This is a genomic window from Mycobacterium sp. NGS64 (assembly GCF_059812245.1).
The window spans coordinates 73,988-97,279 of the sequence record NZ_JCALCI010000007.1; the positions used below are offsets into that span (position 1 = coordinate 73,988).

General features: G+C 70.3%; 22 protein-coding genes and 2 pseudogenes. 5 read left to right on the plus strand and 19 right to left on the minus strand.

The features are described from left to right. Positions 1-325: 325 nt before the first annotated feature. Both AC5Y4S_RS24755 and AC5Y4S_RS24760 read right to left on the minus strand, forming a co-directional pair. The gene (locus tag AC5Y4S_RS24755) at positions 326-1,177 is read right to left on the minus strand and encodes an LLM class F420-dependent oxidoreductase (RefSeq protein ID WP_500035235.1); all 852 of its coding nucleotides are present in this window, start codon (positions 1,175-1,177) and stop codon (positions 326-328) included. Positions 1,178-1,198: 21 nt separating this feature from the next. Continuing rightward, positions 1,199-1,378: a hypothetical protein gene (locus tag AC5Y4S_RS24760; RefSeq protein ID WP_500035279.1), complete on the minus strand. Its 180-nt coding sequence runs from the start codon at positions 1,376-1,378 to the stop codon at positions 1,199-1,201. Between AC5Y4S_RS24760 and AC5Y4S_RS24765 the strand changes: the two are divergent. Further along, positions 1,292-1,659: pseudogene (locus tag AC5Y4S_RS24765) on the plus strand (hypothetical protein). The gene AC5Y4S_RS24760 and the pseudogene AC5Y4S_RS24765 overlap by 87 nt on opposite strands. A gap of 22 nt (positions 1,660-1,681) precedes the next feature. Then, positions 1,682-2,692 carry a PHP domain-containing protein gene (locus AC5Y4S_RS24770; protein ID WP_500035236.1) on the plus strand — a complete coding sequence of 337 codons (1,011 nt, stop codon included), beginning with the start codon at positions 1,682-1,684 and terminating at the stop codon, positions 2,690-2,692. Positions 2,693-2,702: 10 nt separating this feature from the next. Here the strand turns inward: AC5Y4S_RS24770 and AC5Y4S_RS24775 are convergent, their stop codons facing one another. The 5 genes from AC5Y4S_RS24775 to AC5Y4S_RS24795 all read right to left on the minus strand — a co-directional run bounded on the left by AC5Y4S_RS24775 (position 2,703) and on the right by AC5Y4S_RS24795 (position 11,087). After that, positions 2,703-4,619 carry a PE family protein gene (locus AC5Y4S_RS24775; protein ID WP_500035237.1) on the minus strand — a complete coding sequence of 639 codons (1,917 nt, stop codon included), beginning with the start codon at positions 4,617-4,619 and terminating at the stop codon, positions 2,703-2,705. 236 nt (positions 4,620-4,855) lie between these two features. Beyond that, complete coding sequence (locus AC5Y4S_RS24780; RefSeq protein WP_500035238.1) at positions 4,856-6,778, minus strand: PE family protein; 1,923 nt, start codon at positions 6,776-6,778, stop codon at positions 4,856-4,858. Between the two features lie 98 nt (positions 6,779-6,876). Beyond that, positions 6,877-8,802 carry a PE family protein gene (locus AC5Y4S_RS24785; RefSeq protein ID WP_500035239.1) on the minus strand — a complete coding sequence of 642 codons (1,926 nt, stop codon included), beginning with the start codon at positions 8,800-8,802 and terminating at the stop codon, positions 6,877-6,879. A 413-nt stretch (positions 8,803-9,215) separates the two neighbouring features. After that, the gene (gene dinB / locus AC5Y4S_RS24790; RefSeq protein WP_500035240.1) at positions 9,216-10,421 is read right to left on the minus strand and encodes a DNA polymerase IV; all 1,206 of its coding nucleotides are present in this window, start codon (positions 10,419-10,421) and stop codon (positions 9,216-9,218) included. 24 nt (positions 10,422-10,445) lie between these two features. After that, complete coding sequence (locus AC5Y4S_RS24795; RefSeq protein WP_500035241.1) at positions 10,446-11,087, minus strand: TetR/AcrR family transcriptional regulator; 642 nt, start codon at positions 11,085-11,087, stop codon at positions 10,446-10,448. Between the two features lie 76 nt (positions 11,088-11,163). Between AC5Y4S_RS24795 and AC5Y4S_RS24800 the strand changes: the two genes are divergently transcribed. Continuing rightward, on the plus strand, positions 11,164-12,633 hold the full coding sequence (locus AC5Y4S_RS24800; RefSeq protein ID WP_500035242.1) for a flavin-containing monooxygenase: 1,470 nt from the start codon (positions 11,164-11,166) through the stop codon (positions 12,631-12,633). Here AC5Y4S_RS24800 and rraA read toward each other — a convergent pair. From rraA to AC5Y4S_RS24850, 10 genes and pseudogenes are all read right to left on the minus strand, one after another. Further along, positions 12,630-13,115, minus strand: coding sequence for a ribonuclease E activity regulator RraA (rraA, locus tag AC5Y4S_RS24805; RefSeq protein ID WP_500035243.1), 486 nt, complete (start codon positions 13,113-13,115; stop codon positions 12,630-12,632). The two genes, AC5Y4S_RS24800 and rraA, sit on opposite strands and share 4 nt — an antisense overlap. Position 13,116: 1 nt before the next feature. Further along, entirely contained in the window at positions 13,117-13,539 is a 423-nt protein-coding gene (locus AC5Y4S_RS24810) for an Rv3852 family protein (protein WP_500035244.1), read from the minus strand. 102 nt (positions 13,540-13,641) lie between these two features. After that, positions 13,642-14,154: a copper resistance CopC family protein gene (locus tag AC5Y4S_RS24815; protein ID WP_500035245.1), complete on the minus strand. Its 513-nt coding sequence runs from the start codon at positions 14,152-14,154 to the stop codon at positions 13,642-13,644. Then, positions 14,151-14,783: a YcnI family protein gene (locus tag AC5Y4S_RS24820; protein WP_500035246.1), complete on the minus strand. Its 633-nt coding sequence runs from the start codon at positions 14,781-14,783 to the stop codon at positions 14,151-14,153. The genes AC5Y4S_RS24815 and AC5Y4S_RS24820 overlap by 4 nt, the downstream gene beginning before the upstream one ends. Then, on the minus strand, positions 14,780-15,436 hold the full coding sequence (locus AC5Y4S_RS24825) for a DUF6474 family protein (protein WP_500035276.1): 657 nt from the start codon (positions 15,434-15,436) through the stop codon (positions 14,780-14,782). Before AC5Y4S_RS24825 ends, AC5Y4S_RS24820 begins: the two co-directional genes overlap by 4 nt. A gap of 129 nt (positions 15,437-15,565) precedes the next feature. After that, positions 15,566-15,964, minus strand: a complete 399-nt coding sequence (locus AC5Y4S_RS24830; protein WP_500035247.1) for a transcriptional regulator — start codon at positions 15,962-15,964, stop codon at positions 15,566-15,568. Between the two features lie 484 nt (positions 15,965-16,448). Further along, a pseudogene (locus AC5Y4S_RS24835) lies at positions 16,449-17,114 on the minus strand (TMEM165/GDT1 family protein); the annotation flags it as partial. Positions 17,115-17,349: 235 nt separating this feature from the next. Next, positions 17,350-17,883, minus strand: coding sequence for a peptidase (locus tag AC5Y4S_RS24840; RefSeq protein ID WP_067150612.1), 534 nt, complete (start codon positions 17,881-17,883; stop codon positions 17,350-17,352). A gap of 196 nt (positions 17,884-18,079) precedes the next feature. Further along, positions 18,080-18,703, minus strand: a complete 624-nt coding sequence (locus AC5Y4S_RS24845; protein ID WP_499878193.1) for a superoxide dismutase — start codon at positions 18,701-18,703, stop codon at positions 18,080-18,082. 138 nt (positions 18,704-18,841) lie between these two features. Then, a complete protein-coding gene (locus AC5Y4S_RS24850; RefSeq protein ID WP_173817455.1) occupies positions 18,842-18,997 on the minus strand; it encodes a hypothetical protein in 156 nt (51 codons plus the stop codon). 436 nt (positions 18,998-19,433) lie between these two features. Here AC5Y4S_RS24850 and AC5Y4S_RS24855 point away from each other — a divergent pair, with 436 nt between their 5' ends. Together AC5Y4S_RS24855 and AC5Y4S_RS24860 are read left to right on the plus strand one after the other, a co-directional pair. Beyond that, positions 19,434-20,483, plus strand: a complete 1,050-nt coding sequence (locus AC5Y4S_RS24855; protein ID WP_500035277.1) for a DUF4328 domain-containing protein — start codon at positions 19,434-19,436, stop codon at positions 20,481-20,483. A gap of 4 nt (positions 20,484-20,487) precedes the next feature. Further along, complete coding sequence (locus AC5Y4S_RS24860) at positions 20,488-21,312, plus strand: glycerophosphodiester phosphodiesterase (protein ID WP_068103366.1); 825 nt, start codon at positions 20,488-20,490, stop codon at positions 21,310-21,312. On the opposite strand, the gene AC5Y4S_RS24865 is transcribed toward AC5Y4S_RS24860, so the two are convergent. Continuing rightward, a complete protein-coding gene (locus AC5Y4S_RS24865; protein ID WP_500035248.1) occupies positions 21,313-22,455 on the minus strand; it encodes an LCP family protein in 1,143 nt (380 codons plus the stop codon). Positions 22,456-22,477: 22 nt separating this feature from the next. Further along, on the minus strand, positions 22,478-23,254 hold the full coding sequence (locus tag AC5Y4S_RS24870; protein ID WP_500035249.1) for a DUF2470 domain-containing protein: 777 nt from the start codon (positions 23,252-23,254) through the stop codon (positions 22,478-22,480). Between the last annotated feature and the right edge of the window lie 38 nt (positions 23,255-23,292).

The window sequence follows — 23,292 nt, forward strand, 5'->3', positions numbered from 1 at the left end:
GCCCACGTTTGCCAGACGATTGTTGTCTAATGGTTCGTTGTGGGCCTCATCGGGTAGCAGTTACGGGGGGTGTCCCGCAGGAACGGACCGATCGCAGGAGTGGTCACTGTGCATGTCAACCCAATGCCCCGATCGAGGATGGGGCGAATCGCCTGGTCATGGTTGCGTCACCCGGTAAAGAGCCGCGAGTTCCCCGCAAAGCATGAACGTCTGATCACCGCCGAAGAGCTGATGCTGTTCGGGGTGTGAGCACCAGGCTCACGCGCCGGCGGCGCACAATTTAGTTTGCTCGGCATGAGGCCGGCAAAGCGACCTCACTTATCTCTCACTTATCCAGCAGTCCGGAATCGCGAATCGCCTCCGCCAACGGCTCCAGCACGGCGGGGTCGTGCGGCGGGGGAAGGTAGACGATGCCGAGGTCCAGCCCTTCGGCACCCAGCGCCGCCGCGTCCTCGATGACCTTTTTGTAGTTGAGGTCCGGCTCCAGGCGCAGGTGCGCCGACAGGGTGATCTCCTTCGGGTCGCGCCCGATGTCCGCACAACGGGCGACCAGCACGTCGCGCTTCTGCGCGAACACCTCGGGCGGACCGCCAACGAAGTTCCAGTGCTGGGCGTAGCGCGCGGTGATCGGCAGCGTGCGCTTCTCGCCGCTACCGCCGATGCAGATCGGCGGGTGCGGGCGCTGCACGCCCTTGGGCTCGTTGCGGGCGCCCTTGAGTTGGTAGTACTTGCCGGCGAAGTCGGTCGTCTCTTCGCTCAGCAGGCTGATCAGCACCTGGCAGGCTTCCTCGAACCGGTCGAAGCGCTCCCGGACGGAGCCCAGCTCGATGCCGTAGGCGCCCGACTCCTCCTCGTTCCAACCCGCGCCGATGCCGAGCTCGAGGCGCCCGTTGGAGATGACGTCGAGCGCGGCGGCCATGTTCGCCAGCACGGCGGGGTGGCGGTAGTGGATGCCGGTGACGAGGGTGCCCAGCCGCAGCCGCTTGGTCGCCTGCGCCAGCGCGGTCAGCGTCGTCCACCCCTCGAGGCAGGGCCCGCTGCTGTCGGAGAAAATCGGATAGAAGTGGTCGAACGTCCAGCCGGACTCGAAGACCTCGATATCGTCGGCGGCCTGCCAGACGGCGAGCATGTCGGCCCAGGTGGTGTTTTGGGGTGAGGTTTTGAACGCGAATCGCATGCAACCGACGTTAGTCGATCTTTATGAAGCGCAACTAAACTCCTCGGGACGATGACCGGCCCGCTCGGAATCGACACCAGGATCACGCTGCTGGCCGCCGGCCTGATCTTCCTGCTGGCGCTGGTTCTCGGCGTCTGGAAGTACCGCCAGATCATGACCGCCGACGATCATCGCGCCCATCCGTACGTCGACATCGCGCACCGGGCGGCGTTGCTCTATTCGTTCGCGACGCTGCTGCTCGCGGTGTTCGTCGAACTCAGCGCCTGGCCGGCGTGGGTCAACTTGACCGCGGCGGCGTCGCCGTCTTCTTTTTCGTCGCCGCCATCTTCGGCTACATCACCCACGGCGCGCGCCGCGACACCGTCAACCAATTCGAGAACCCCGGCCGCGGCCTGCAAGTGACGATGGTGCTGCTCATCGCCGGCGAGATCGGCGGCTTCGGCGTGCTGCTCGCGGGGTTCGTCGCCGGCCAATTCTCGTGAGCGGGCGGGGCACACTGGAGCCATGGACCCGGTAGCCGCGCTGCGGCAGATCGCCTATTACAAGGACCGGAGCCGCCACGACCCCCGGCGCGTGATGGCCTATCGCAACGCCGCCGACATCATCGAGGGCCTCGACGACGCCGCGCGCGAGCGGCACGGCCAGGCCAACAGCTGGCAGACGCTGCCGGGCATCGGGCCCAAGACCGCGAAGGTGATCGATCAGGCCTGGTCCGGCCGCGAACCGGACCTCCTCGTCGAATTGCGCTCGGCGGTCGAGGATCTCGGCGGCGGAGACCTCCGCGCCGCGCTGCGCGGGGACCTGCACCTGCATTCGAACTGGTCGGACGGGTCGGCGCCGATCGAGGAGATGATGGCCACCGCGTCGGCGCTGGGTCACGAATACTGCGCGCTGACCGACCACTCGCCGCGGCTGACCATCGCGAACGGCTTGTCGCCCGAGCGGTTGCGCAAGCAGCTCGACGTCATCGACGGGTTGCGCGAGCAGTTCGCGCCGATGCGCATCCTCACCGGGATCGAGGTCGACATCCTCGAGGACGGCAGCCTGGACCAGGAACCCGAACTGCTCGAGCGCCTCGACGTCGTCGTAGCGAGCGTCCATTCGAAGCTGTCGATGGATTCGGCCGCGATGACTCGCCGCATGGTGCGCGCGGTTTCCAATCCGCACGCCGACGTGCTGGGCCACTGCACCGGGCGGCTGGTCTCCGGCAACCGCGGCATCCGTCCCGAGTCGAAGTTCGACGCCGAGGCGGTGTTCACCGCCTGCCGCGAACACGGGACCGCGGTCGAGATCAACTCCCGCCCCGAGCGCCGCGACCCGCCGACCCGGCTGCTCAAGCTGGCGCTGGAGATCGGCTGCGTGTTCAGCATCGACACCGACGCGCACGCGCCCGGTCAGCTCGACTTCCTGGGTTACGGCGCCCAGCGCGCGCTGGACGTGGGCGTGCCCGCGGAACGCATCGTCAACACCTGGCCTGGCGAAAAGCTGCTGGAGTGGACGGGGTCAGTCGGGTAGCGGTCGCATGTCAGGGCTGACCGGTGCCCCCGTCATTGCCGAGGGCGCCCAAGCCGAGCCCGCCGGAGCCGCCAGCGCCGACGGCGCCCCCGTGACCTCCGTCGTTGGCACCAGGATGGCCGCCGGCGCCGCCTGCCCCGCCCCCGGCGCCGTCAGTGCCGACGACGCCAGGCGTGCTGCTCGTGTTGACAAGGCCGCCGCCGCCACCGCCGCCGCCCGTGGGGGTACCGCCGTTCCCGCCGAGAGCGCCGGCAGCCAGCGGAACGGAAGCGTTCGACGCGAAGCTTCCCGCGCCTCCCGCTCCGCCCTTGGCACCAGCGGTAGCGCCGCCCCCGCCTCCTCCGCCGCCGCCGCCCGCGGCCGCGGTCAGTTGGGCGGTGGCGCCTCCACCACCGCCGCCGCCGGCGCCGCCCGCCCCGCCGCCGGCCGCGCCGTCGCCGCCGGTGCCACCGTCGCCGCCGATCCCCAAAGCCTGCAGGGTTCCATTCGTTGTCGAGGCGGCGCCGCCGTCACCACCGGTCCCGCCGGTGCCGCCGGTGCCGCTGCCGCCTCCCGCGCCGCCGACGCCGACGTGGCCGCCCGCGCCGCCGGCGCCACCGCCACCGCCGCCGCCGGCGAAGATTTCGTTGCCGCTGACGGAGTCGGTCTGGCCGTTACCTCCGGTGCCGCCGGTGCCGCCCTGACCGCCGCCGCCCCCGGTGCCGTTGGCTCCGCCGCTCGAGTTGCCGCCGGCCCCGCCGGCGCCGCCCTGGCCGCCGATGCCGCCCTGCCCGCCGTAGGCGTGGGCGAGGGTGCCGTCGGCAAGGCCGCCGGTCCCGCCCTGACCGCCCTGACCGCCGGTACCACCATGTCCGCCGCTGCCGGCGTGGCCGAGGAACAGCCCGGGTGCGCCGCCGGCCCCACCGGCGCCGGCGTCGCCGCCGATCCCGCCGCCACCCCCGGTTCCGCCGTCGTTACCCGAGCCGTCGCCACCGGACCCGCCTTGGCCGCCCTGGCCGCCGTCACCGCCCAGGCCGCCCGTTCCGCCCCACCCGCCCAATAGGGAGTGGTTCGCCCCGCCGGCCCCGCCGGCGCCGCCGGTCCCGCCGTGCCCCCCGTGCCCGCCGGTGCCGCCAGCTGTGGGGTTGTTGAAGCCGACGCCGCCCCCGCCACCTAGGCCGCCGGCTCCACCGGCCCCGCCGGCCCCGCCGAACAGGGACAACAAGTGCCTGTTGGCCCCGCCGGCCCCGCCGGCGCCACCTTGCCCTCCGCCCCCGAGGATGCCGGGCCCGCCGTTTCCGCCGGCACCACCGGCCCCGCCGGGACCACCACCGAGGTACCCATTGACCCCGCCGGCTCCGCCGTTCCCGCCCGCGCCGCCGACCACGCCGCCGCCGCCGTTTCCACCGGCGCCGCCGTTACCGCCATGGCCCCACAGGCCCGCCGCGCCGCCCGCCCCGCCGGCCTGCCCGGCGCCGCCGGATCCACCGTTACCGCCGTCCCCGATCAGCCAGCCGCCGTTGCCGCCGGCCTGCCCGGTCCCCGGCGCCCCGTTGGCGCCATTGCCGATCAGCGGGCGCCCCGTCAGCAACTTGACCGGCCCGGGCGGCAATCCCGCGGTCAGGCTCCGCAGTTCGCCGGCCAACGCCGTCAACGGGTCGGCGTTGGCCGCCTCGACGGCCGAATATTGCCCAGCACCCGACGTCAACGACTGAACGAATTGGTCATGAAAAGCCGTCGCCTGCGCGCTGAGTGCCTGAAACTCCCGGGCGTAGCTGCCGAACAACGAGGAAATCGCAGCCGAAACCTCATCCTGTCCCGCCGCCAATAGTGATGTCGTCGAACCCGCCGCCGCCGCATTGGCGGACCTAATCGATAATCCAATGCCACTTAGATCCGACGACGCTGCGGTAACGACCTCGGGAGAGATCAGGACGAAAGACGGCATCTGCGGCTCCTCTGGGATGTGAACGGGGCGAACGAAACACAAGTAATCGAAAATCTACGCTTTCAGTTGGCGTCCGGAAGTGATTTCACCAATCGGAATGGCGTGTGGCGCCATTTTGTGGCGCCACGCTGGCCCGGGTAGTAAGCGACTGGTATAAGCGGCCGCATTCGTCATCGTGCGGCGGTCCGGAAGGGCGCCCGTTTCAAATGCCGGAGCTCGGCCGATGAACACGGATATCACACCGACTGCCCGTCGCCGCCGCCATTCCCGCCAATGATCAATGCCTCGGCACCGGAACCGGCCACGCCGGTGGCGCCGCCGTCACCGCCGAATTGGCCGACCCCACCGCCCGCGCCTCCGGTCCCGCCGAAGTCACCCTTCGCGCCGGCGACGCCAGGGACGGCGTTGGCCGGGTAGGCCCAGGCGCCGCCGCCACCGCCGCCGCCGGGGCCGGTGCCGCCGGCTCCGCCGCCACCTCCGAAAGCGAGCGGCGATGCGGTGGTGATCGCGTTACCGCCTGCGCCCCCCGCTCCGCCGGCGCCGCCGGCGTACGCGGCCCCACCGCCGCCTCCGCCGCCGCCGCCGATACCCATGTCCCCGGTCGACACCCCGAGCGCGCCACCGCCGGCACCGCCGCCACCTCCGGTGCCGCCCGCCCCGCCGTTGGGGGCACCGGCGCCACCCGCGCCGCCGTCCCCGCCGAGTCCGAGCGCGACGGGTTGACTGAGTTGCGTCGAGGCTGCGCCGCCGGTACCGCCGTCCCCGCCGGCGCCGCCGGTGCCACTACCGCCGCCGATGCCGCCGACACCGACCTGGCCGCCCTTGCCACCCGCGCCGCCGCCGCCCCCGCCGCCGCCGTAGGTGGAGTGGTTCGTGCCGGTTCCGGTCACGCCGTTCCCGCCGAAGCCGCCGTCGCCGCCGGCGCCACCGCCGCCGCCGTTGCCGTTGTGCCCGCTGCCGCTGGAATTGCCGCCGGCTCCGCCGGCGCCGCCGTGGCCACCTTGCCCGCCCTGGCCGGCCACACTGCCGAAGACGTTTCCGCTGACGTTGCCCCCGGTGCCGCCGGTACCGCCGCCTCCGCCGGTGCCGCCCGAGCCACCGCTGCCGGCCTGCCCGAAGAGTCCTCCCCCGGTGCCCCCGGACCCGCCGGCGCCGGCGGCCCCGCCGTCGCCGCCGACACCGCCGGTTCCGCCTGTCGCGGTGCCGCTTCCGCCGCCACCGCCATGTCCGCCGTGTCCGCCGTCGCCGCCGAGGCCGCCCGCGCCCGCGGCCCCGCCCAGCAACGCCTGATTGGCGCCTCCGGCTCCGCCATGGCCGCCGGCACCGCCGTGGCCACCCGGCCCGCCGGTACCGCCGGCCACGGCGTTGTCAATTCCGGCTGCGCCCTGGCCGCCGAGGCCGCCGGTGCCGCCGGCTCCGCCGGCGCCGAACAGTGAAAGCAGTTGCCGATTCGCGCCCCCGGCGCCCCCGTCTCCGCCGTGGCCGCCGGTCCCGCCGAAGAGGCTCGAGCCGCCCATCCCGCCGGCTCCGCCGGCACCGCCGGGACCACCGCCGATCCATCCGCTGGCGCCACCGGCGCCGCCGTTCCCGCCGGCGCCGCCGATCAGGGCCTTGCCGTTTCCGCCGGCCCCGCCGTCACCACCGTGGCCCCACAGTCCCGCCGAGCCGCCGGCCCCGCCGGCCTGCCCGGCCCCTCCGGACCCACCGTTGCCGCCGTTGCCGATCAGCCATCCGCCGTCGCCGCCGGCCTGCCCAGTGCCCGGCGCACCGTTGGCCCCGTTGCCGATCAGCGGCCGTCCCGTCAGCAGTTTGACCGGGCCGGGCGGCAACCCCAGGCTCTGGAACTCACCGACCAGGGCCGTCAGCGGGTCGGCGTTGGCCGCCTCGGCGGCCGCATACTGCCCGCCGCCCGAGGTCAGCGACTGCACGAATTGGTCGTGGAAAAGCGCCGCTTGTGCGCTGAGCGAATGAAACTCCTGGGCATAGCTGCCGAACACCTGAGAGATCGCGGCCGAGATCTCGTCCTGCGCCGCGGCCACCACCGACGTCGTCGAGGCCGCCGCCGTCGTATTGGCCGCCCTGAGCGCGGACCCGATCGCGTCCAAGTCCGCCGACGCGGCGGTGAGAATCTCCGGGTCTACCTGCACGAAAGAGGACATCTACGGCTCCTAATCCCTTGTGGGGCCGTAGATTAAAGTCGGCGATTTGCGAGATTCTTGCGGCTGCTCGGCTTGAACCCGCCTCGCGGACGACTTGGTTAGGGCTGCCCGGTGCCCCCGTCATTGCTGGAAAGAACCACGCCGTGCCCGCCGGAGCCGCCAACGCCAGCGGTGCCCCCGTCACCTCCGCTGTTATGGAATACACCGTTGTTGGCGCCGATGCCGCCCGTCCCCCCGGCGGCACCGTCTGTGCCGACGTTGCCGGGGAAGGAGCTCGCGTTGGCGACCGCGGCGCCGCCACCGCCGCCGCCGGTGCCGTTGCCGCCGCCGCTTCCCCCGAAACTAAGCGCAGCGGTCTGAGTGAGGTTTAACGCGGAGCCGCCGACGCCTCCATCTCCAGCGGTGCCGCTGGCGGTAGCCGCGCCGCCGCCGCCGCCCCCGCCGCCGCCCGCGGCGTTGGTCATTATCGCGGTACCGCCCGCACCTCCGCCGCCGCCGGCGCCGCCTGATCCGCCGCCGGTTGCGCCGGCACCGCCGCTGCCACCCTCACCGCCGACTCCCACAGCCTGGGGGAGACCTCCAGCCGTCGTTAAGGCGATGCCGCCGCGGCCGCCGGTCCCGCCGTCGCCGCCGGTGCCGCTGCCGCCCCCGAGCCCGCCGGCACCGACGTGGCCGCCCGTGCCGCCGGCACCACCGCCACCCCCGCCGCCGGCGAAGACCTCGTTGCCGCTGACCGGGTCGGTTTGGCCTTGACCGCCGCTGCCGCCGGCGCCGCCGTGGCCCCCGCCGCCGCCGGTGCCGTTGATTCCGCCGCTGGAGTTGCCGCCCGCGCCACCGGCGCCGCCATGCCCACCTTGGCCGCCTTGGCCGGCATAACCCTTGGCCAGGGCGCCGTCCGCGGCGCCACCGGTGCCGCCGGTGCCCCCGTCGCCCCCGGTGCCGCCTTGGCCACCGGCGCCGACCTGCCCGAGCAGGAACGCTCCATTGGTGCCGCCGGCCCCACCGGCACCGGCATCACCGCCATCGCCACCGATTCCCCCGCTGCCACCGAGAAGGGTGGGTAGGTTGTTGACGCCGTCCGCGCCGGTGCCGCCGGAGCCGCCCAGGCCGCCGTTGCCGCCCGGTCCGCCCGCCCCGGCATGCCCGCCGAGCAGCGCCAGGTTCGCGCCGCCGGCCCCACCGTGGCCGCCGGCTCCGCCATGCCCGCCAGACGCGCCTTGACCGACTACGGGACCAGGTGGGAGCACTCCGCCGTACCCCCCTGCCCCGCCCGCCCCGCCGGCCCCGCCGACGCCGCCGTTCAGCGAGAACAGCTGTCGATTGGCCCCGCCGGCGCCGCCGTCCCCGCCATGCCCGCCGCCGCCGAACGCGGCAGTGATGCCAGCGCCGCCGGCGCCGCCTGCCCCGCCTGGACCGCCGCCGAGCCAACCATTGGCTCCTCCCGCCCCGCCGTTCCCGCCTGCGGGGCTGGTGAGGGGCTTGCCGTTTCCGCCGGCCCCGCCGTCACCGCCGCGGCCCCACAGGCCCGCCGACCCGCCGGCCCCGCCCGCCTGCCCGAGCCCGCCGGATCCCCCGTTGCCGCCGTTGCCGATCAGCCATCCGCCGTCGCCGCCGGCCTGCCCAGTGCCCGGCGCACCGTTGGCGCCGTTGCCGATCAGCGGCCGTCCGGTCAGCAGCTTGACCGGCCCGGGTGGCAACCCGAGGCTCTGGATTTCACCGAGCAATGTCGTCAGCGGGTCCGCGTTGGCCGCCTCCGTGGCCGAATACTGCCCCACCCCCGACGTCAACGACTGCACAAACTGATCATGAAAAAGCGTCGCCTGGGCGCTGAGCGCTTGAAACTCCTGGGCGTAACCGCCGAACACCTGAGAAATCGCCGCCGAAACCTCATCCTCGGCCGCGGCCAATACCGATGTCGTCGAGCCTGCCGCCGCCGCGTGGGCGGATTTGATCGCCGATCCGATCTCGCTTAAATCCGACGAAGCGCTGGTGACGACTTCGGGAGATATCAGGACAAACGACATGCACGGCTCCTTTGACACAGGGAACTGCCACGAAGATCTACGGGTAGCCGAAAATCTACGCTTTCAGTTGGGAGTTTGGAAGCAGTTTCGCGTAGCAAACTGCGTCGAATTTGTTGTGGCACCGCGGTCGCATGGACGGTTCGCGAAATGGCCGACTTGCGGCAGTGCACGGCTCAAATGAACTGGGCCGGCGCGTGACGAATGCCGGATCGCGTCGGCTGATGGTTCGTTGCGTGAAGCCCTAAATAAAGCAGGCACCCGCGGAGCCCCCACCTTTTTGACTTTTGGGCCCCGCACTGCTGCGGTATTGACGACCGGCGACGCTCACGTTCAACGGCAAACTGGCAATCGACGCCGAGGCGCATATGTCGTGGCTACATAGGCAGAAATGACTCCGCGCCGTAGAAGCACAATTAGTCGGGGAGATGGGGCATTTCAAAGCCTGGGTCACGGCCGACCAATACGGCGAGAGTGAGAGCGGATTTGCCGTATCGGCGGCGCACCCGGTCGATCGCGTCGTCGATCTCGAGTCGGCCCGCGTCCTCGCCGAACGGCAGCGTCAGCTGCTGAGCGCCGCTGCGATCGATGCCCGACACCGCGAAGCCGACCAACGTCAGCCCGCGCTCCGCGATCAGGGGCGCCGCGGACGCGACGAGCTGGCGGGCGGCGGCCAGGATGGGCTGCGTCGACGAGGTGGCCCACGGCAAGGTGTGCGAGCGCGTCGCCCGGCCGAAGTCGTCGAAGCGCAGGCGCAGTACCACCGTGCGGCCGGTGCGGCCCGCCGTGCGCATCCGGGCGGTGATCCGGTCGATCAGGTTCACCACCACGGCGTCGACCTCGGCGGCCGACATGCGATTGCCCGCGCGGCCCAGCGCCCGCTGCGCGCCCACGGACCGCCGTCGCACCCCGGTGGTCACCCGGCGCCGGTCGATGTTGCGGGACAGCGCATACAGCTGGCGGCCCATCGCGGGCCCCAGCAGTGACGCCAGCGTCGACTCGCTGAGCTCGGCGACGTCGGCGACCGTCGCCAGGCCGTGCGCATGCAGCTTCTCGGCGGTCACCGCGCCGACGCCCCACAGCCGGCGCACCGGCAACGGGCGCAGGAACGCCAGCTCCTGATTGGGCGGCACCAGCAGCAGCCCGTCGGGCTTGGCCTCCTGGCTGGCCACTTTGGCGAGGAACTTCGTCCGCGCGATCCCGACGGTGATGGGCAGCCCGACGCGACTGCGCACGTCGGCCCGCAGCCGGTGCGCGATCTGGGTGGGGGTGCCGGAGACCCGGCGCAGCCCGCCGACATCCAGAAACGCTTCATCGACCGACAGCGCCTCCACGACCGGTGTGCAGTCACGGAACACCTCGAACACAGCGTCGCTGGCGCGGCTGTAGGCGTTCATCCGGGGCGGCACGACGACGGCGTGCGGGCACAGCCGCCGCGCCTGGGACCCGCCCATCGCCGTGCGGACGCCGTAGGCCTTGGCCTCGTAGCTCGCGGCCAGCACCACGCCGCCGCCGACGATCACCGGCCGGCCGCGCAACGTCGGGTCGTCGCGCTGTTCGACGGACGCGTAGAACGAATCCAGGTCCGCGTGCAGGATGGACGCATCGCACCGCACGAACATATGTTCGCACGGCGGTCCGACGGCTTAACCGGTCTGGCCGTAGATGCTGGTGACCCAGATGTGGGTGAGGGTGTCGACGACCCGGTCCTCGTCGACGGCCGGCTTCTCCGCCGCCAGCGCGGCCATCATGGTGCGTTCGTTCATCTGGTTCAGCGACGTAGCGAGGTCGGCGGCGGGAATGGTCTCCGGGGCGGCGCCGCGCGCCCGCTCCGCGGTGATCATCGCCGCGGTCTGGTCGATCCATTTCTGCATGAATCCCAGCCACACCGACCGGAGCTCGGAGCTGGTGGCCAGCGCCTCCGTCGCGGCGCGCGCCAGCGTCCGGTGCGTGCTGAACGCCGTGTAGAACGCCTTGATGCCGTTGCGCCACACGCGGCGGGGATCCTCGGGGAGGCGCTGCACGGCGCCGTCGAACTCGGAGTCGGCGCGCGCGATGACCGGCTCGAGCAGCGAGAGCAGCACGTCCTCCTTGGACTTGAAATAGAAATAGAAGGTCGGCCGCGAAAGGCCGGCGCCCTTGGCCAGGTCGTCGACCGAGATGCCGCTGAACCCCCGCTCCTCCAGCAGCCGCTCGGCGGTCGCCAGGATCGCCTGCTCACGGTCGTCACCCGAGGTGCGCAGGGCGCGGCGACCGCGGAGCGCGCGGGTTGTTCCGGCGGTAGTCACGGCCGCCACTTTACATGGAGTTGAAAGTTTCGACACACTGTTGACCACCTCAACACTGTGTTGATAGCGTGGCCACATGACTGAGCACCTCGACGTCGTCATTGTGGGAGCCGGCATCTCCGGCGTGAGCGCCGCCTGGCACCTGCAGGACCGCTGCCCGACCAAGAGCTACGCCATTTTGGAGAAGCGCGCGGCCATGGGGGGCACCTGGGATTTGTTCCGCTACCCGGGCATCCGTTCCGACTCGGACATGTACACGCTGGGTTTCCGCTTCCGTCCGTGGACCGAGCGCCAGGCCATCGCCGACGGCGGGCCGATCCTCGATTACGTCAAGGGCACCGCGGCAATGTACGGCATCGACAAGCACATCCGGCTCAACCACAGGGTGGTCAGCGCCGACTGGTCCAACGCGGAGAACCGCTGGACGCTGCAGGTCGAAAACAACGGCGCGCCAAGCACAATCACGTGCACGTTCCTGTTCTTGTGCAGTGGCTACTACAACTACGAACAGGGGTTCGCGCCGAAGTTCGCCGGCTCGGAGGATTTCCAGGGCCCGATCATCCACCCGCAGCACTGGCCCGAGGACCTCGACTACACGGACAAGAACGTCGTCGTGATCGGCAGTGGCGCGACCGCGGTCACCCTGATTCCGGCGATGGCGGAGTCGGGTGCCAAGCACGTCACGATGCTGCAGCGCTCACCGACCTACATCGTCTCGCAGCCGAAGCGGGACAAGTTGGCCGAGCGGCTCAACCGCTTGCTGCCGGAGAAGCAGGCGTACACCGCGATTCGCTGGCGGAATGTGTTGCGCCAGGCGGCGCTTTACGCGGCCTGTCAGAAGTGGCCGAAGCGGATGCGAAAGATCCTGCTCGGCTTTGTGCAGCGCCAGCTTCCCGAGGGGTACGACGTGCAGAAGCACTTCGGCCCGCATTACAACCCGTGGGACCAGCGGCTGTGCCTCGTCCCCAGCGGCGACCTCTTTCGCGTCATCCGGAAGGGCAAGGCCGACGTGGTCACCGACACCATCGACCGATTCACCCCGACCGGCATCCGGCTCAACTCTGGTCAGGAGCTGCCCGCCGACATCATCATCACCGCAACGGGTTTGAACCTGCAGCTGTTCGGCGGCGCGACCGTGACCATCGACGGGCAGCCGGTAGACCTGACCAAGACGATGGCCTACAAGGGCATGATGTTGTCCGGGCTGCCGAACATGGTCTACACCGTCGGGTACACCAATGCGTCGTGGACGCTGAAGGCCGACCTGGTGTCCGAGTTCGCGTGCCGGCTGCTGAACTACATGGACGACAACGGCTTTGACACCGTGGTCGTCGAGCACCCGGGTTCCGACGTCGAAGAGCGTCCCTTCATGGAATTCACTCCCGGCTACGTGCTCCGCTCCCTCGACGAGTTGCCCAAGCAGGGTTCACGCACGCCATGGCGGTTGAACCAGAACTACGTGCGCGACATCCGGCTGATCCGCCGCGGCAAGATCGCCGACGAGGGCCTGCGGTTCGCCAAAAACCCCGCAGTCGTGTCGGTTTAGCGCGCCGCCGCGGTGACGACGATGCCGTCGTCGTCGCTGTAGGCGATATCGCCGGGCGCGAAAGTCACTCCGCCGAGGCTGATTTCGATGTCGCGCTCCCCGGCCCCGGTCTTGCTGCTCTTGCGGGGATTGGTGCCCAGCGCCTTGATGCCGATGTCGATGCCGCGCAGCGCGGCGGCGTCACGCACGGCGCCGTTGACGACCAGGCCGGCCCAGCCGTTGGAGCGGGCCAATTCGGCGATGACGTCGCCGACGAGCGCGGTGTGCAGCGAACCGGAGCCGTCGATCACGAGTACCCCGCCGTTGCCCGGCCCCGAGAGCACCGACTTCAGCAACGCGTTGTCCTGGAAGCAGCGCACGGTGCTGATGGGCCCGGCGAATTCCGGGCGGCCGCCGAACTGGCGGAATTGAAGGTCGCAGCTGCGTACGTCGGGGCCGATGTCATCGACGAGGTCGGCGGTCGGCCGAAATGACACCGCCACCTCAGCGGCGCCGCAGCTGCCGGATCAGCAGGATCGCCAGCAGGCTGAGCGCCACGGCCACGATCAGCGGCACCGGGGATTGGCCGGGCGCGGCCGGCGGGGCCTGGGGCGCGACGGGGTTGTTGGCGCCTTCCACGGTCGATTTTGCTTGTGCGGCAGCATCTTTGGCGGCAGCGGCGAGTTCACCGTTGGTCTCGATCCGCTGCTGTATGCCGAGGGGCGGCGCCGGCGGCGCAGCTTTGGCGGGGGCCTTCTTGGCGGGCGCTTTTTTGGCAACCGCCTTTTTCGCCGGTGCCTTCTTCGCAGGTGCCTTTTTAGCGGGCGCTTTCGCCGCCTTCTTGGCGGCCTTGGCGGGAGGTTTCTTCTCCGGTGGTGTCGAAGCGCCGTCGGGTTCGCTGTTGGGTTGGTCCTGCGGGTCTGCCATGCGGCCGCTCCTTTGCAGCTCTCTAGAGTTCTTTCGCGCGGGCCGGGTTGCTTGCGTCCCATCATGCCAGGAGGCGCGGGAACGCCTCGTCGGCCAGGGCGCTCAGGGTCTGCGGCGCACCGCCCACCAGCCGCCTGCGGCGACCAGGGCCACGGCCGCCACCGCGAACGGCCATGCCGGAATGCCCCCGCCGCCGTCGGGGCCCGCCGTGGGCGGTCCGGGCGTTCCGGTGCCGGGGACCGTCAGCCGAAACGACCAGGACCCCGACACCACGTGGCCATCCGCGGACGTCACGCGGTAATTGACCGTGTAGGTCCCGGCCGGGCCGAGCGGCCGCACGCCGACGCCGACGACCGCGCCCTGCACGCTGGGTTCCCCGCTCGACCACTGGTTGCCGTCGGGTCCGACGACCGTCATGGCCGCGAACGTCGTCTGCAACCGCTCGTTGAACGTCGCAGTCACCCGGGCGGGACCGGTCGTGAGAACCGCATTGTCCGCGGGGTCGGCGGACAATCGCGCCGCGTGCGCGGACGCCGGTTGGGCGGTGAAGATCGCGGTCGACATCATGGCGGCCAGCAGCAGGCCTGCCCAGGCGGCGAGCGCCCGGCGCGTCATGCCCGGCGGCGGACCACGGCGAGGGCCACGCCCAGGACGGCCAGCGCCAGCGCCGCGCCGCCCAGCACGCGCGCGGTGGTGTCCGATGACGTCGGCCGCGCGGCCGCCGCGGGGTGGTGGTGCTCGTGCGGTGCCCCGGCCGTCGCGCCGAGCGTCAACGCGGGTACCGGGTGTTCCGGCTCACCGCCGCCGGGCAGCGGCGGCTGGTCCCACTTCACGACCGTGCCGTCGGAATACGTCTGGGTGGCCGGGAAGCTGACGGTGTCGGAGTCGGGCAGTTGCACCGAGATCCGGAACAGCGCGAATTGGTCCGGTCCGATCCCGGCGTTGGGCGCGGCGGTCCAGGTCACCGAGCGGACGGTGCCGGCCGCCGCGTCGCGGTCCAGCCTGGCCGTCCATCCGGGAACGGTTTCGGTGCTCGCCGCGGCCACGTTGGGCAGGCCGACGGTCAGCGCGGTGGTCGCCGCACCCGTGTTGGACTCGTTGGGCACCTGGAAGGTGACGATTGCCATGGCACCGCGGACCGGGTTGTCGCTGCTGGCGTGCACGTGCGCCCACGCCGCCGGGATGCCCACCGCCGAAGCGAGATAGAGCGCTGCGACCGCGATCAGGACGCGCGCGACGGTCACGTCAGTCCGAGGCGCGCCATCAGGTCCGCCTCGATGCCGTCGAGCTGCGACGAGATCGCCGCGTGCGCCGACCGTCGTCGCGCGGCCGGCATGTTCTCCGCGGCGGTGACGGCCGCCGAGAGGTCGCTGAGCCGTTCGGTGATAGCGCTGACGAACTGCTTGGTCTCGGCGTCCTTGGGCTTCTTCTCCTGCACCACCCGCAGCGACTTCTCCGACCCGGCGATCCGGGCCGACAGCTGGGCGCCCTGCCCGGAGAACTGGCCGATCTGCGCCAACGGGACGCCCAGCTGATCCGCGCGCCGCTGGTCGATCACCGCGCGGGCGGCCATGGCGCCGCGGTAGATCAGCGGCGTCAGGATGGGCGCGAGCAGCCGAGACACGGTCAGCACCCGGCGGATCCGAGTCGGCGACAGCAACTTGCCCTCCCGTGCGGTCTTGAGCTCGGCCTCGGCGACCTTCAACGCCGCGCGGTCGCTGTCCCGCTGCGATTTGATCTGTGCCTTGAGGGCCTTTTCGGCGGCGCGCCGGTCGGCCTTGAGCCGGCGGGCGTCGTTCTTGGCGGCCAGCTTGGCCTCGAGCTTGGCGCGGGCCTTGATCGCTCGGGCCTCGGCGCGACGCGTCGCGCGACTCTTTCGCTTGCGGAACAGGCCCATTGCCGGCCGCCTCCCGATAATCTCGCTGGCTTCGTCGTCCATCGCTCGCGTGTGCGCGATCCGAAAGCCAACCCTAATCGGCATGCGCCGACGACAGCCGTTCAGGTCGGGGGCGGGCCCCAGCGTCCGCTAGGCGTCCAGGTGTTCGGCGCGGCGCAGCTCCTTGACCCGCTCCACAACGTCCTGCTGCGCCTGCGGGGACAACCCGACCGCGGCCAGGGCGATGCGGCGCACACCGTCATCGCGCATCGTCGCCAGCCAGGCCAACTCCTTGTCGAGCTTCTCGTAGTACTCGTCGTCGGTGAAGTAGGCCGGCTTGATCCGGAAGAAGTTGGCCAGGGCGGCCATCGTCGCCGACGAAGGATTGGTGCGGTTGCCCGAACGTAGCTGGGACAGGTAGGGAGCCGACATCGTGATGCCCTCCGCCTTGAGTGCCGCGATCACCTCCGCCGAGGTGTGCGGCCCGCGCCCTGGTGGATACACCGTGTCGAACAAGCGATTCAGGCGGGCGGCGAACGTCGTGCTCATCGATATGACCTCCACTTGGCTGTAGAAGTGAACTATTGCCGAGGTGTATTTGCTGATCATCGTAGCTGCGGTTTCGGGCCGCATCCAGGTGCAAACCCCGGGTGGTTGGGTACCGGCATTGCTGACAGCTGCCGAATACCCACTTGACGAGCGTCTAACTAATTCGCTGGGGTGTCCACAAAATAACCGAAACTCACAGGTTATCCGCAGCGTTCGGGGTCGGGCCCGACGTGGCGGGCGGGCGGCCCCTCGAGTGGTCGCGCGCCTCGACCGGGGATGCTAGGCGATTGCACGGCAACCAGCGCGCGACGCCCGGCCGTCGCTGACATCCTTTGCTGTCAAGTCGGTGACGCGCCCGCAAAACGGGGCGCGGGTGCACCTAATTGCCCCCGGAACATACCCCTGGGGCGTTTCCGGGGTCGCGACAGCGTAGGGAAGGGGCGCCGACGGCACTCTAGCCGATGTCCGGTGACCCCCCGGCGGGTGCGGCCTCTTTCCGGCGCCGCCGCAGAGTTTGCGCCGCGGCCACGGTAGCGGCGACCAACGCGACGGCGACGGTCACCGCGACGGCGACCGAGCGCAGTCCCAGCGCGGTGTCGAACAGCATCCAGAGGCCGAACAACAGGAACAGCAGCCCGACCATCGCGTGCAGCAGCTGCTGGGGAAGACGCCGATGCAGCAACGTCCCAGCCGCGATCGCCAGTCCGTCGGCAAGAACCATCCCCAAGGTGGAGCCGAGCCAGACGCCGGTCCAGTCGTGATCGCTGGCCAACGAAACGGTCGCGAGCGACGTCTTGTCGCTCAGCTCGGCGAGCACGAAGGAGGACACCACGGTCAGCAGGGCGAAGCGGGATTCCCCCTTCGTCGAGACCGTCTCGCCGCCGGCCGTGCCCTCCCGCCAGGCCCACACGGCGAAGATCAGGAACGCGATCGCCGACGCAAACGCCATCGGGCGGGCAGGGAGAGTGGTGCCGAGGAAATGGCCGATCCACACCGTCACCCCGTGCACCAGGCAGGCGGCGATCGCCACGCCGGTGAGCACCACCCACCATCGGTAGCGCAGCGCGAAGGTCATGGTGATCAGCTGGGACCGGTCGCCGAGTTCGGCGAGGAAAACCACCCCGAGTGTTAAGAGCGTGGCGGCGAGCATGGCAGGCGACCTTTCGACACGTCGTCGGTGCCGTACGGGTCACCGAACATCGGTCGAAGGTCTCGCCCGCCGGACCCGTGGGACCGGCTCGCCGGCCGGGCTATGCGCCAGTATGTCGACTCGACGATTCGGGGCTACTCCCCTTCGCTAACGGTTCACAGGCTAGCGGGCGGGTGGGGCGAGCGCCAGGACGGCGGCCGATTTCGGCCAGCCGTATTCTGCGATTTGAATTCCCTTACGCGGCAAGCAGCATCGCCAGGATCGCCGTGTCCGGATGGCTGATCGGGTCGACGCCCACCCGGCTCACCATTGACGTGATGGTTCCGTCGGCCTCCGCCTCCACCCACGCGGCCCGGTGCTCCAGTCCGAGGTACGGCAGTCCAGGCAAGAGCACGCACCCGGACGCGGCCCCGTTGCACTCCGGCAACGAGGGCGTCGTTTCCGACGGCGGATGCAGCATCAGCAATGCAGGGGGCTGATGGTCCGCGAAATACCCTGGCTGGATGGCGGATTCGCCAAAGACGGTGCCCTCGGCCAGCACCAGGCCGACGGTGCCCGGCTCGGGCTCGTCGGGCAGCTCCTCGCGGGCACCGAACACCGTTGTGGTGGAAAGCAATCCGGGCAGCGACGCGACCCGGACCGCCACCATCAGCAGTTGGGCCCACTCCTTCGTCGAGTCGGGCCAACGCCCGGAGATCACGAACCCCTTAAGGGCACCGCGGGCATGGAAGGGTGCTACCCCTATCGGTCGATCCGACCCGGTTTCCATCTCGACCTCCGCGCGACGCCTCGTTCCGAATAACCACGCTGGTAGCTCGAATAATTAAGCATGCCTGCGCCTTCGGCGCCTTGCAACCCGACACGGGCACTGGCGTACATGTTTTCAAAGTGCCCAATTTCACGCCCGATAAACGACGGGAGCGCCGCGCGATCCGCGCGACGCTCCCGCCGTTTTCGAGATGAAGTCAGCCGGCGATCAGTCCCTGGGTTTTGGAGGTCGCGGCCGCATAGCGGTCCTGCACATCCGCCCAGTTCACCACGTTCCAGAACGCCTTGGCGAAGTCAACCTTGACGTTCTTGTACTGAAGGTAAAAAGCGTGCTCCCACATGTCGAGCAGCAGCAGCGGCACGATCCCGAGCGGGAAATTCGACTGGTGGTCGTACACCTGGAAGATCAGCAGCTTGCTACCCAGCGTGTCCCAGCCGAGCGCCGCCCAGCCCGACCCCTGCACGGTGGTGGCAGCGGCATGAAACTGCGCCCGGAAGTTGTCGAATGACCCGAACGCGTCGTCGATCGCCGCGGCGAGCTCTCCGGTCGGCTTGTCACCGCCGTTCGGGGAAAGGTTCTTCCACCAGATGGTGTGGTTGACGTGACCACCCAAGTTGAACGCCAAGTTCTTCTCGTTCAACAGGATCGCGGCGTGATCTCCCTTGGCCCGCGCCTCTTCGAGCTTCTCCAGGGCGTCGTTGGCGCCTTTGACGTAGGTGGCGTGGTGTTTGTCGTGATGAAGTTCGTTGATTTGACCGGAGATGTGCGGCTCCAGCGCACCGTAATCCCAATCCAAGTCCGGCAAGTTGTATACAGCCACTGCATTCCTTTCTTCGGTTATCGTCTTGGCGCTCCTGCGCGGGGCTGCCACGCGGCGGCCAGCCGTAATCAACCCTGCTCCATGACCGCGCGCGCCGCAAGAACGGCCGCTAGCGAGGGGTACCCGGCGAGTGTTGATTCAAGACAAGACGATGACGACGAGGACGGCGAGCAGCGCCAGCGCGACCAGCGCGGCGCGCAAGGCGGCGACGCTATAGCTGTGATTACAGGCAGGCGAGCCGGAATACGAGTTCGACGGGGCCGGCGAACCCGGACCAAACGAATGCGTGGCCATCAAGCGCCTTTCACCTGCACGTCCACCTCGCCCAAGTGAGGTGAGTCACAACGATTTTTCGTGACGGTGATCATAACCCCTCGCACTGCGGTTGGAAAACGCACTGGGTAACCGCGTGCCGGAGAAGCGCGGAGCGGGAGCGCACCAGCGATCCCGACGGGCTGATCTGAGGGTGCTTAGCGGGGCAATGCATTTCGCTCTGGTGACCGACGGGGCTGTTTATGGCACAACCGTACCACCCGCGCGTTATCCACAGATGCGGTCCGCGACAGTCGGTAAAGGCCGTGTCGATGCCGTGCATACCCAAGGTCCATTTGTGGATAAACCTGTGGAAACTGTGGATAGCCATATGCAACTGTTGGTGTTGCCGCAACCCCTTGAGGCCCCCACCGGCGGCTTGCGCGGCCTGCATTGTCGCCAGCGCTACCCTGGTCCGGTGATTCAGGTGTGCTCCCAGTGCGGCACGCGATGGAACGTGCGCGACCGGCGACGCGACTGGTGCCCACGCTGCCGCGGGGCGCTGATGGCGCCCCTGCCGGACACACCGTCAGCCGACCCGCGATGGAGTGCCGCGGGCAGCCCGCCGCCGCCCAGGCCGCCCGCGGCTCCAGCGTGGCAGCTCACGGCGCCGCGCCTGCCGCCCGGATTCCGGTGGATCGCGGTGCGTCCCGGCGCCGCGCCGCCGCAGCGGCGCGGACGTCGGCTCCTGGGACCCACGCCACGCTACGCCGTCATCCCGCGCTGGGGGTTGGCGGACCGCATCGACCAGGCGCCGGCCGCGGCGGCCGAAAAGCCTTCCCAGACAGGGCCATCCGCGCCGCTCGTGCGCACCACGTTGTTTTTGAGCGTGCTGATTCTGAGCGCGGCTGCGCTGGTGTACGTCGCACGGTATGCGCTGTTGGTGTACAACCGGAACACCCTGCTGAACTCGGTCGTCGCCGTCATCGCCGATTGGCTGGGGGTGCTGGCCAGCGTGGTGGCGATCGCGGCGGTGATCGTCTCCGGGGTCGTGCTGGTCCGGTGGCTGATCGCGCGACGGGCCGCCGCGTTCGCGCACCATGGGCTGCCGGAGCCGCGTTCCGTCCGGGCGCTGTGGGCGGGCTGCTTGGCGCCGTTCGCGAACCTGCTGTGGGCGCCGGTGTACGTCATCGAACTGGCGACCGTCGAAGAGCACTACGCCCGGGCGCAACGACCGATCGTGCAGTGGTGGATCGCGTGGTTGGTCAGCTACCTGGTTTCGATCTTCGCCATCTGCACCAGCTTCGCCACCGACGCCCAGGGCATCGCGAACAACACCGTGCTGATGGTTTTCGCCTACCTGTTCGCGGCCGTCACCGTGGCCGCGATCGCCCGGGTATTCGAAGGCTTCGAGCGCAAACCGGTAGCCCGCCCCGCGCACCGCTGGGTGATCGTCGAACCGGACCGTCCCGCAGGCCGTCCGTCGAGCGCTCCGGTTGAGTTGGAGGGGCAGGAACCGGCAGCATAGGGATATGACGTGGGCCGACGAGGTGCTCGCCGGGCATCCCTTTGTCGTTGCCCATCGCGGAGCTTCGGCCGCCCGTCCCGAACACACCTTGGCTGCCTACGATCTCGCGCTCAAGCAGGGCGCCGACGGCGTGGAATGCGACGTGCGCCTGACCCGCGACGGCCACCTCGTCTGCGTTCATGACCGCCGCCTGGACCGGACCTCGACGGGAGCCGGTTTGGTCAGCACGATGACGCTCGCTCAACTGCGCGAGCTCGAATACGGCGCCTGGCACGACAGCTGGCGCGAGGACGGCACGCACGGCGACACCAGCCTGTTGACGTTCGACGACCTCGTTTCGCTCGTCCTGGACTGGCACCGGCCGGTCAAGATCTTCGTCGAGACCAAGCACCCGGTCCGGTACGGCTCGCTGGTGGAAAACAAGCTCCTGGCCCTGCTCCATCGTTACGGCATAGCCGCGCCCGCATCCGCCGACCGCTCCCGCGCGGTGGTCATGTCGTTTTCGGCGGCGGCGGTCTGGCGCATCCGGCGGGCCGCGCCGTTGCTGCCGACGGTGTTGCTCGGCAAAACGGCTCGGTACTTGGCGAGCAGCGCGGCCACGGCCGTCGGCGCCACCGCCGTCGGGCCGTCGTTGGCGACGTTGAAGGACTATCCGCAACTGGTGGACCGCGCCGTCGCCCAGGGCAGGGCCGTCTACTGCTGGAACGTCGACGAGTACGAGGACATCGACTTCTGCCGCGATGTCGGCGTGGCCTGGCTGGCCACCCACCACCCGGGTCGCACCAAGGCCTATTTGCAGCGGGCGCGCGCCGCCGACGGCAGCATCTGATCAGCCCGGCACCGGCCCGTCGGAGGCCAATGCGTCGAACAGCCTGCCGGCGGCATCGTGGTCCCACACCACCACCGCGCCGGCGTCGCCGGTGGTGAACTCGCCGATCGGGACGGTCAGCGCGGTCGTCGGCCCGTGCAGCGCCCAGCCGAGCCGGGCCAGATCCCACACGTGGTCGCCCCGATCGACGGTCATCGCGCCCGCGGCCGTGCGGGGCACCGAGTACCAGCGCAGTGGGTCGAGCCACACGGCCGGGCTGGCGGCGCGGTGCAGCAGCGCCGACAGGAACTCGCGCTGGTTGGCCATCCGATCCAGATCCGCGCGCGGGGTGTCCCGCGTCCGGACGTACCCCAGGGCGTCGCGGCCGGACAGTTTCTGGCAGCCGGCCGGCAGGTCGATGCCGGCCAACGGGTCGTTGATCGGAGCGGTCGGGCACACAGTGATGCCGCCCAGGGCGTCGACCACGTTCGCGAATCCGCCGAATCCGATCTCGACGTAGTGATCGAGGCGCAATCCCGTCGCCCGCTCGACGGTCTCGGTCAGCAGGGGCGCCCCGCCGATCGCGAACGCCGCGTTGACCTTGTCCTTGCCATGGCCGGGAATCGGCACATACGAATCGCGCGGGATCGACACCATTGCCGCCGGTGTGCTCGACCGGAACTCGGGCACGTGTACCAGCAGGATCGTGTCCGTTCGGCTGCTGCCCACATCGCCGCCGGTCGCCAGGTCCTGCTGCTGCTCGGCGGTGAGGCCTTGCCGGCTGTCCGAGCCGACGATCAGCCAGTTCGTCCCGCGGCCGGCCGCGGGCCGGTCGACATAGTCGGTCAGCGCCTGTTCGCGGCGCAGCGCGGTGTCGAACCACATGCCTCCGCCGACGATCCCGGCGCCAGCGAGCAGCGCACCGATCAAGACGGTGAGCGCCACCGCCCGGACCCAGCGGCGCCGGCCGCGCTTGCGGCGTGCCCTCGGGCCGACCGGCCGTGGCGGGGGAGCCGACGGGGGTGCCGGGGCGGGTGGTGGCGGGGGCCGCCGCAGCGGGGTGGTCGGCGGGTCGGCGGCCGGCCCGACGGCACGACGGATCGCCTGCGGCGGCTCGGGCCGGCGCGGCGGCACCGGCCGTTGGGGCGAGCGGTCGCCGTTCACCCGGATAACGTACGTGCAGGGACTACCGGCGGGCTCGCAGCCCATTGATGAACGGGCAACCCATCAACACCCGGATGGCCTGGCGCAGCCCCGTCATGTCGTCGACCGGCTTGTGGAACGACAGCCGGACGTCGTGGTCGCCGTCGTAACCCTCGATGCGGAACCGCACGCCGTATCGGTCGAGTCCGAGCGGACGAACCTGGCCGCGGCGCACGCCCAGCGGCAGCTTCGACACCAGCCGCGCGACGACGTCGTTGTGGACAGTGTCGAGGTGCCACAGCAGGCTCGACTCGATCTCGCAGAACGGGTCGGGACGGGCGGCGAGCAGATCCGCCACGCTGACCGGCTCGGCGCCGGTGGCGTCGGTGACGACCACCGAGTCGATCTCCAGTCGCAGCAACCGGTACCGGGGCCCTCCCGCGCACGCCGCCGACCGGGGGGTCTCCACCTCTAGCAAGGCCGGATTCGGGTCCTCGGTGGCGATCAGGTCCAGCGTGTCGGTCACCGCGTCGTCCGGAACCTCCTGCAGGCGGCCGCGCACCCACACCAACGAACGGACCGGCTCGCGCACCGGCAGCGGCGCATAGTCCGTCAGCTCCAGCAGCGCCTGCGATCCGGAGATCAGGCAGTCGCGCGAGGCCGGGAGGACGACCGCGAAGGATCCGTCGGCCAGCAGGTGGTGCACCGGGGTGGCGATGGGATCCGCGCCCTCGATGGCCAGGAGCGCGCCGGCGGCCTTGGCGCAGGCGCTGCGGATGCGTTCCGCGGTCGTCGGTGCGGGGTGGCTCAGCGAAAGCATCGGACTCCTTAAGGCGAATTAGGTAAGCCTAAGTTAAC

What these genes read in the sequence shown, in the direction of transcription:
- AC5Y4S_RS24775 (WP_500035237.1), bottom strand. Translation starts at nt 4,619, where the DNA reads ATGCCGTCTTTCGTCCTGATCTCTCCCGAGGTCGTTACCGCAGCGTCG.
- AC5Y4S_RS24755 (WP_500035235.1), bottom strand. Translation starts at nt 1,177, where the DNA reads ATGCGATTCGCGTTCAAAACCTCACCCCAAAACACCACCTGGGCCGAC.
- AC5Y4S_RS24830 (WP_500035247.1), bottom strand. Translation starts at nt 15,964, where the DNA reads ATGAGCACGACGTTCGCCGCCCGCCTGAATCGCTTGTTCGACACGGTG.
- AC5Y4S_RS24810 (WP_500035244.1), bottom strand. Translation starts at nt 13,539, where the DNA reads ATGGCAGACCCGCAGGACCAACCCAACAGCGAACCCGACGGCGCTTCG.
- AC5Y4S_RS24780 (WP_500035238.1), bottom strand. Translation starts at nt 6,778, where the DNA reads ATGTCCTCTTTCGTGCAGGTAGACCCGGAGATTCTCACCGCCGCGTCG.
- AC5Y4S_RS24785 (WP_500035239.1), bottom strand. Translation starts at nt 8,802, where the DNA reads ATGTCGTTTGTCCTGATATCTCCCGAAGTCGTCACCAGCGCTTCGTCG.
- AC5Y4S_RS24870 (WP_500035249.1), bottom strand. Translation starts at nt 23,254, where the DNA reads ATGCTTTCGCTGAGCCACCCCGCACCGACGACCGCGGAACGCATCCGC.
- AC5Y4S_RS24825 (WP_500035276.1), bottom strand. Translation starts at nt 15,436, where the DNA reads ATGGGCCTGTTCCGCAAGCGAAAGAGTCGCGCGACGCGTCGCGCCGAG.
- dinB (WP_500035240.1), bottom strand. Translation starts at nt 10,421, where the DNA reads ATGTTCGTGCGGTGCGATGCGTCCATCCTGCACGCGGACCTGGATTCG.
- AC5Y4S_RS24860 (WP_068103366.1), top strand. Translation starts at nt 20,488, where the DNA reads ATGACGTGGGCCGACGAGGTGCTCGCCGGGCATCCCTTTGTCGTTGCC.
- AC5Y4S_RS24770 (WP_500035236.1), top strand. Translation starts at nt 1,682, where the DNA reads ATGGACCCGGTAGCCGCGCTGCGGCAGATCGCCTATTACAAGGACCGG.
- AC5Y4S_RS24800 (WP_500035242.1), top strand. Translation starts at nt 11,164, where the DNA reads ATGACTGAGCACCTCGACGTCGTCATTGTGGGAGCCGGCATCTCCGGC.
- AC5Y4S_RS24815 (WP_500035245.1), bottom strand. Translation starts at nt 14,154, where the DNA reads ATGACGCGCCGGGCGCTCGCCGCCTGGGCAGGCCTGCTGCTGGCCGCC.
- AC5Y4S_RS24840 (WP_067150612.1), bottom strand. Translation starts at nt 17,883, where the DNA reads ATGGAAACCGGGTCGGATCGACCGATAGGGGTAGCACCCTTCCATGCC.
- AC5Y4S_RS24850 (WP_173817455.1), bottom strand. Translation starts at nt 18,997, where the DNA reads ATGGCCACGCATTCGTTTGGTCCGGGTTCGCCGGCCCCGTCGAACTCG.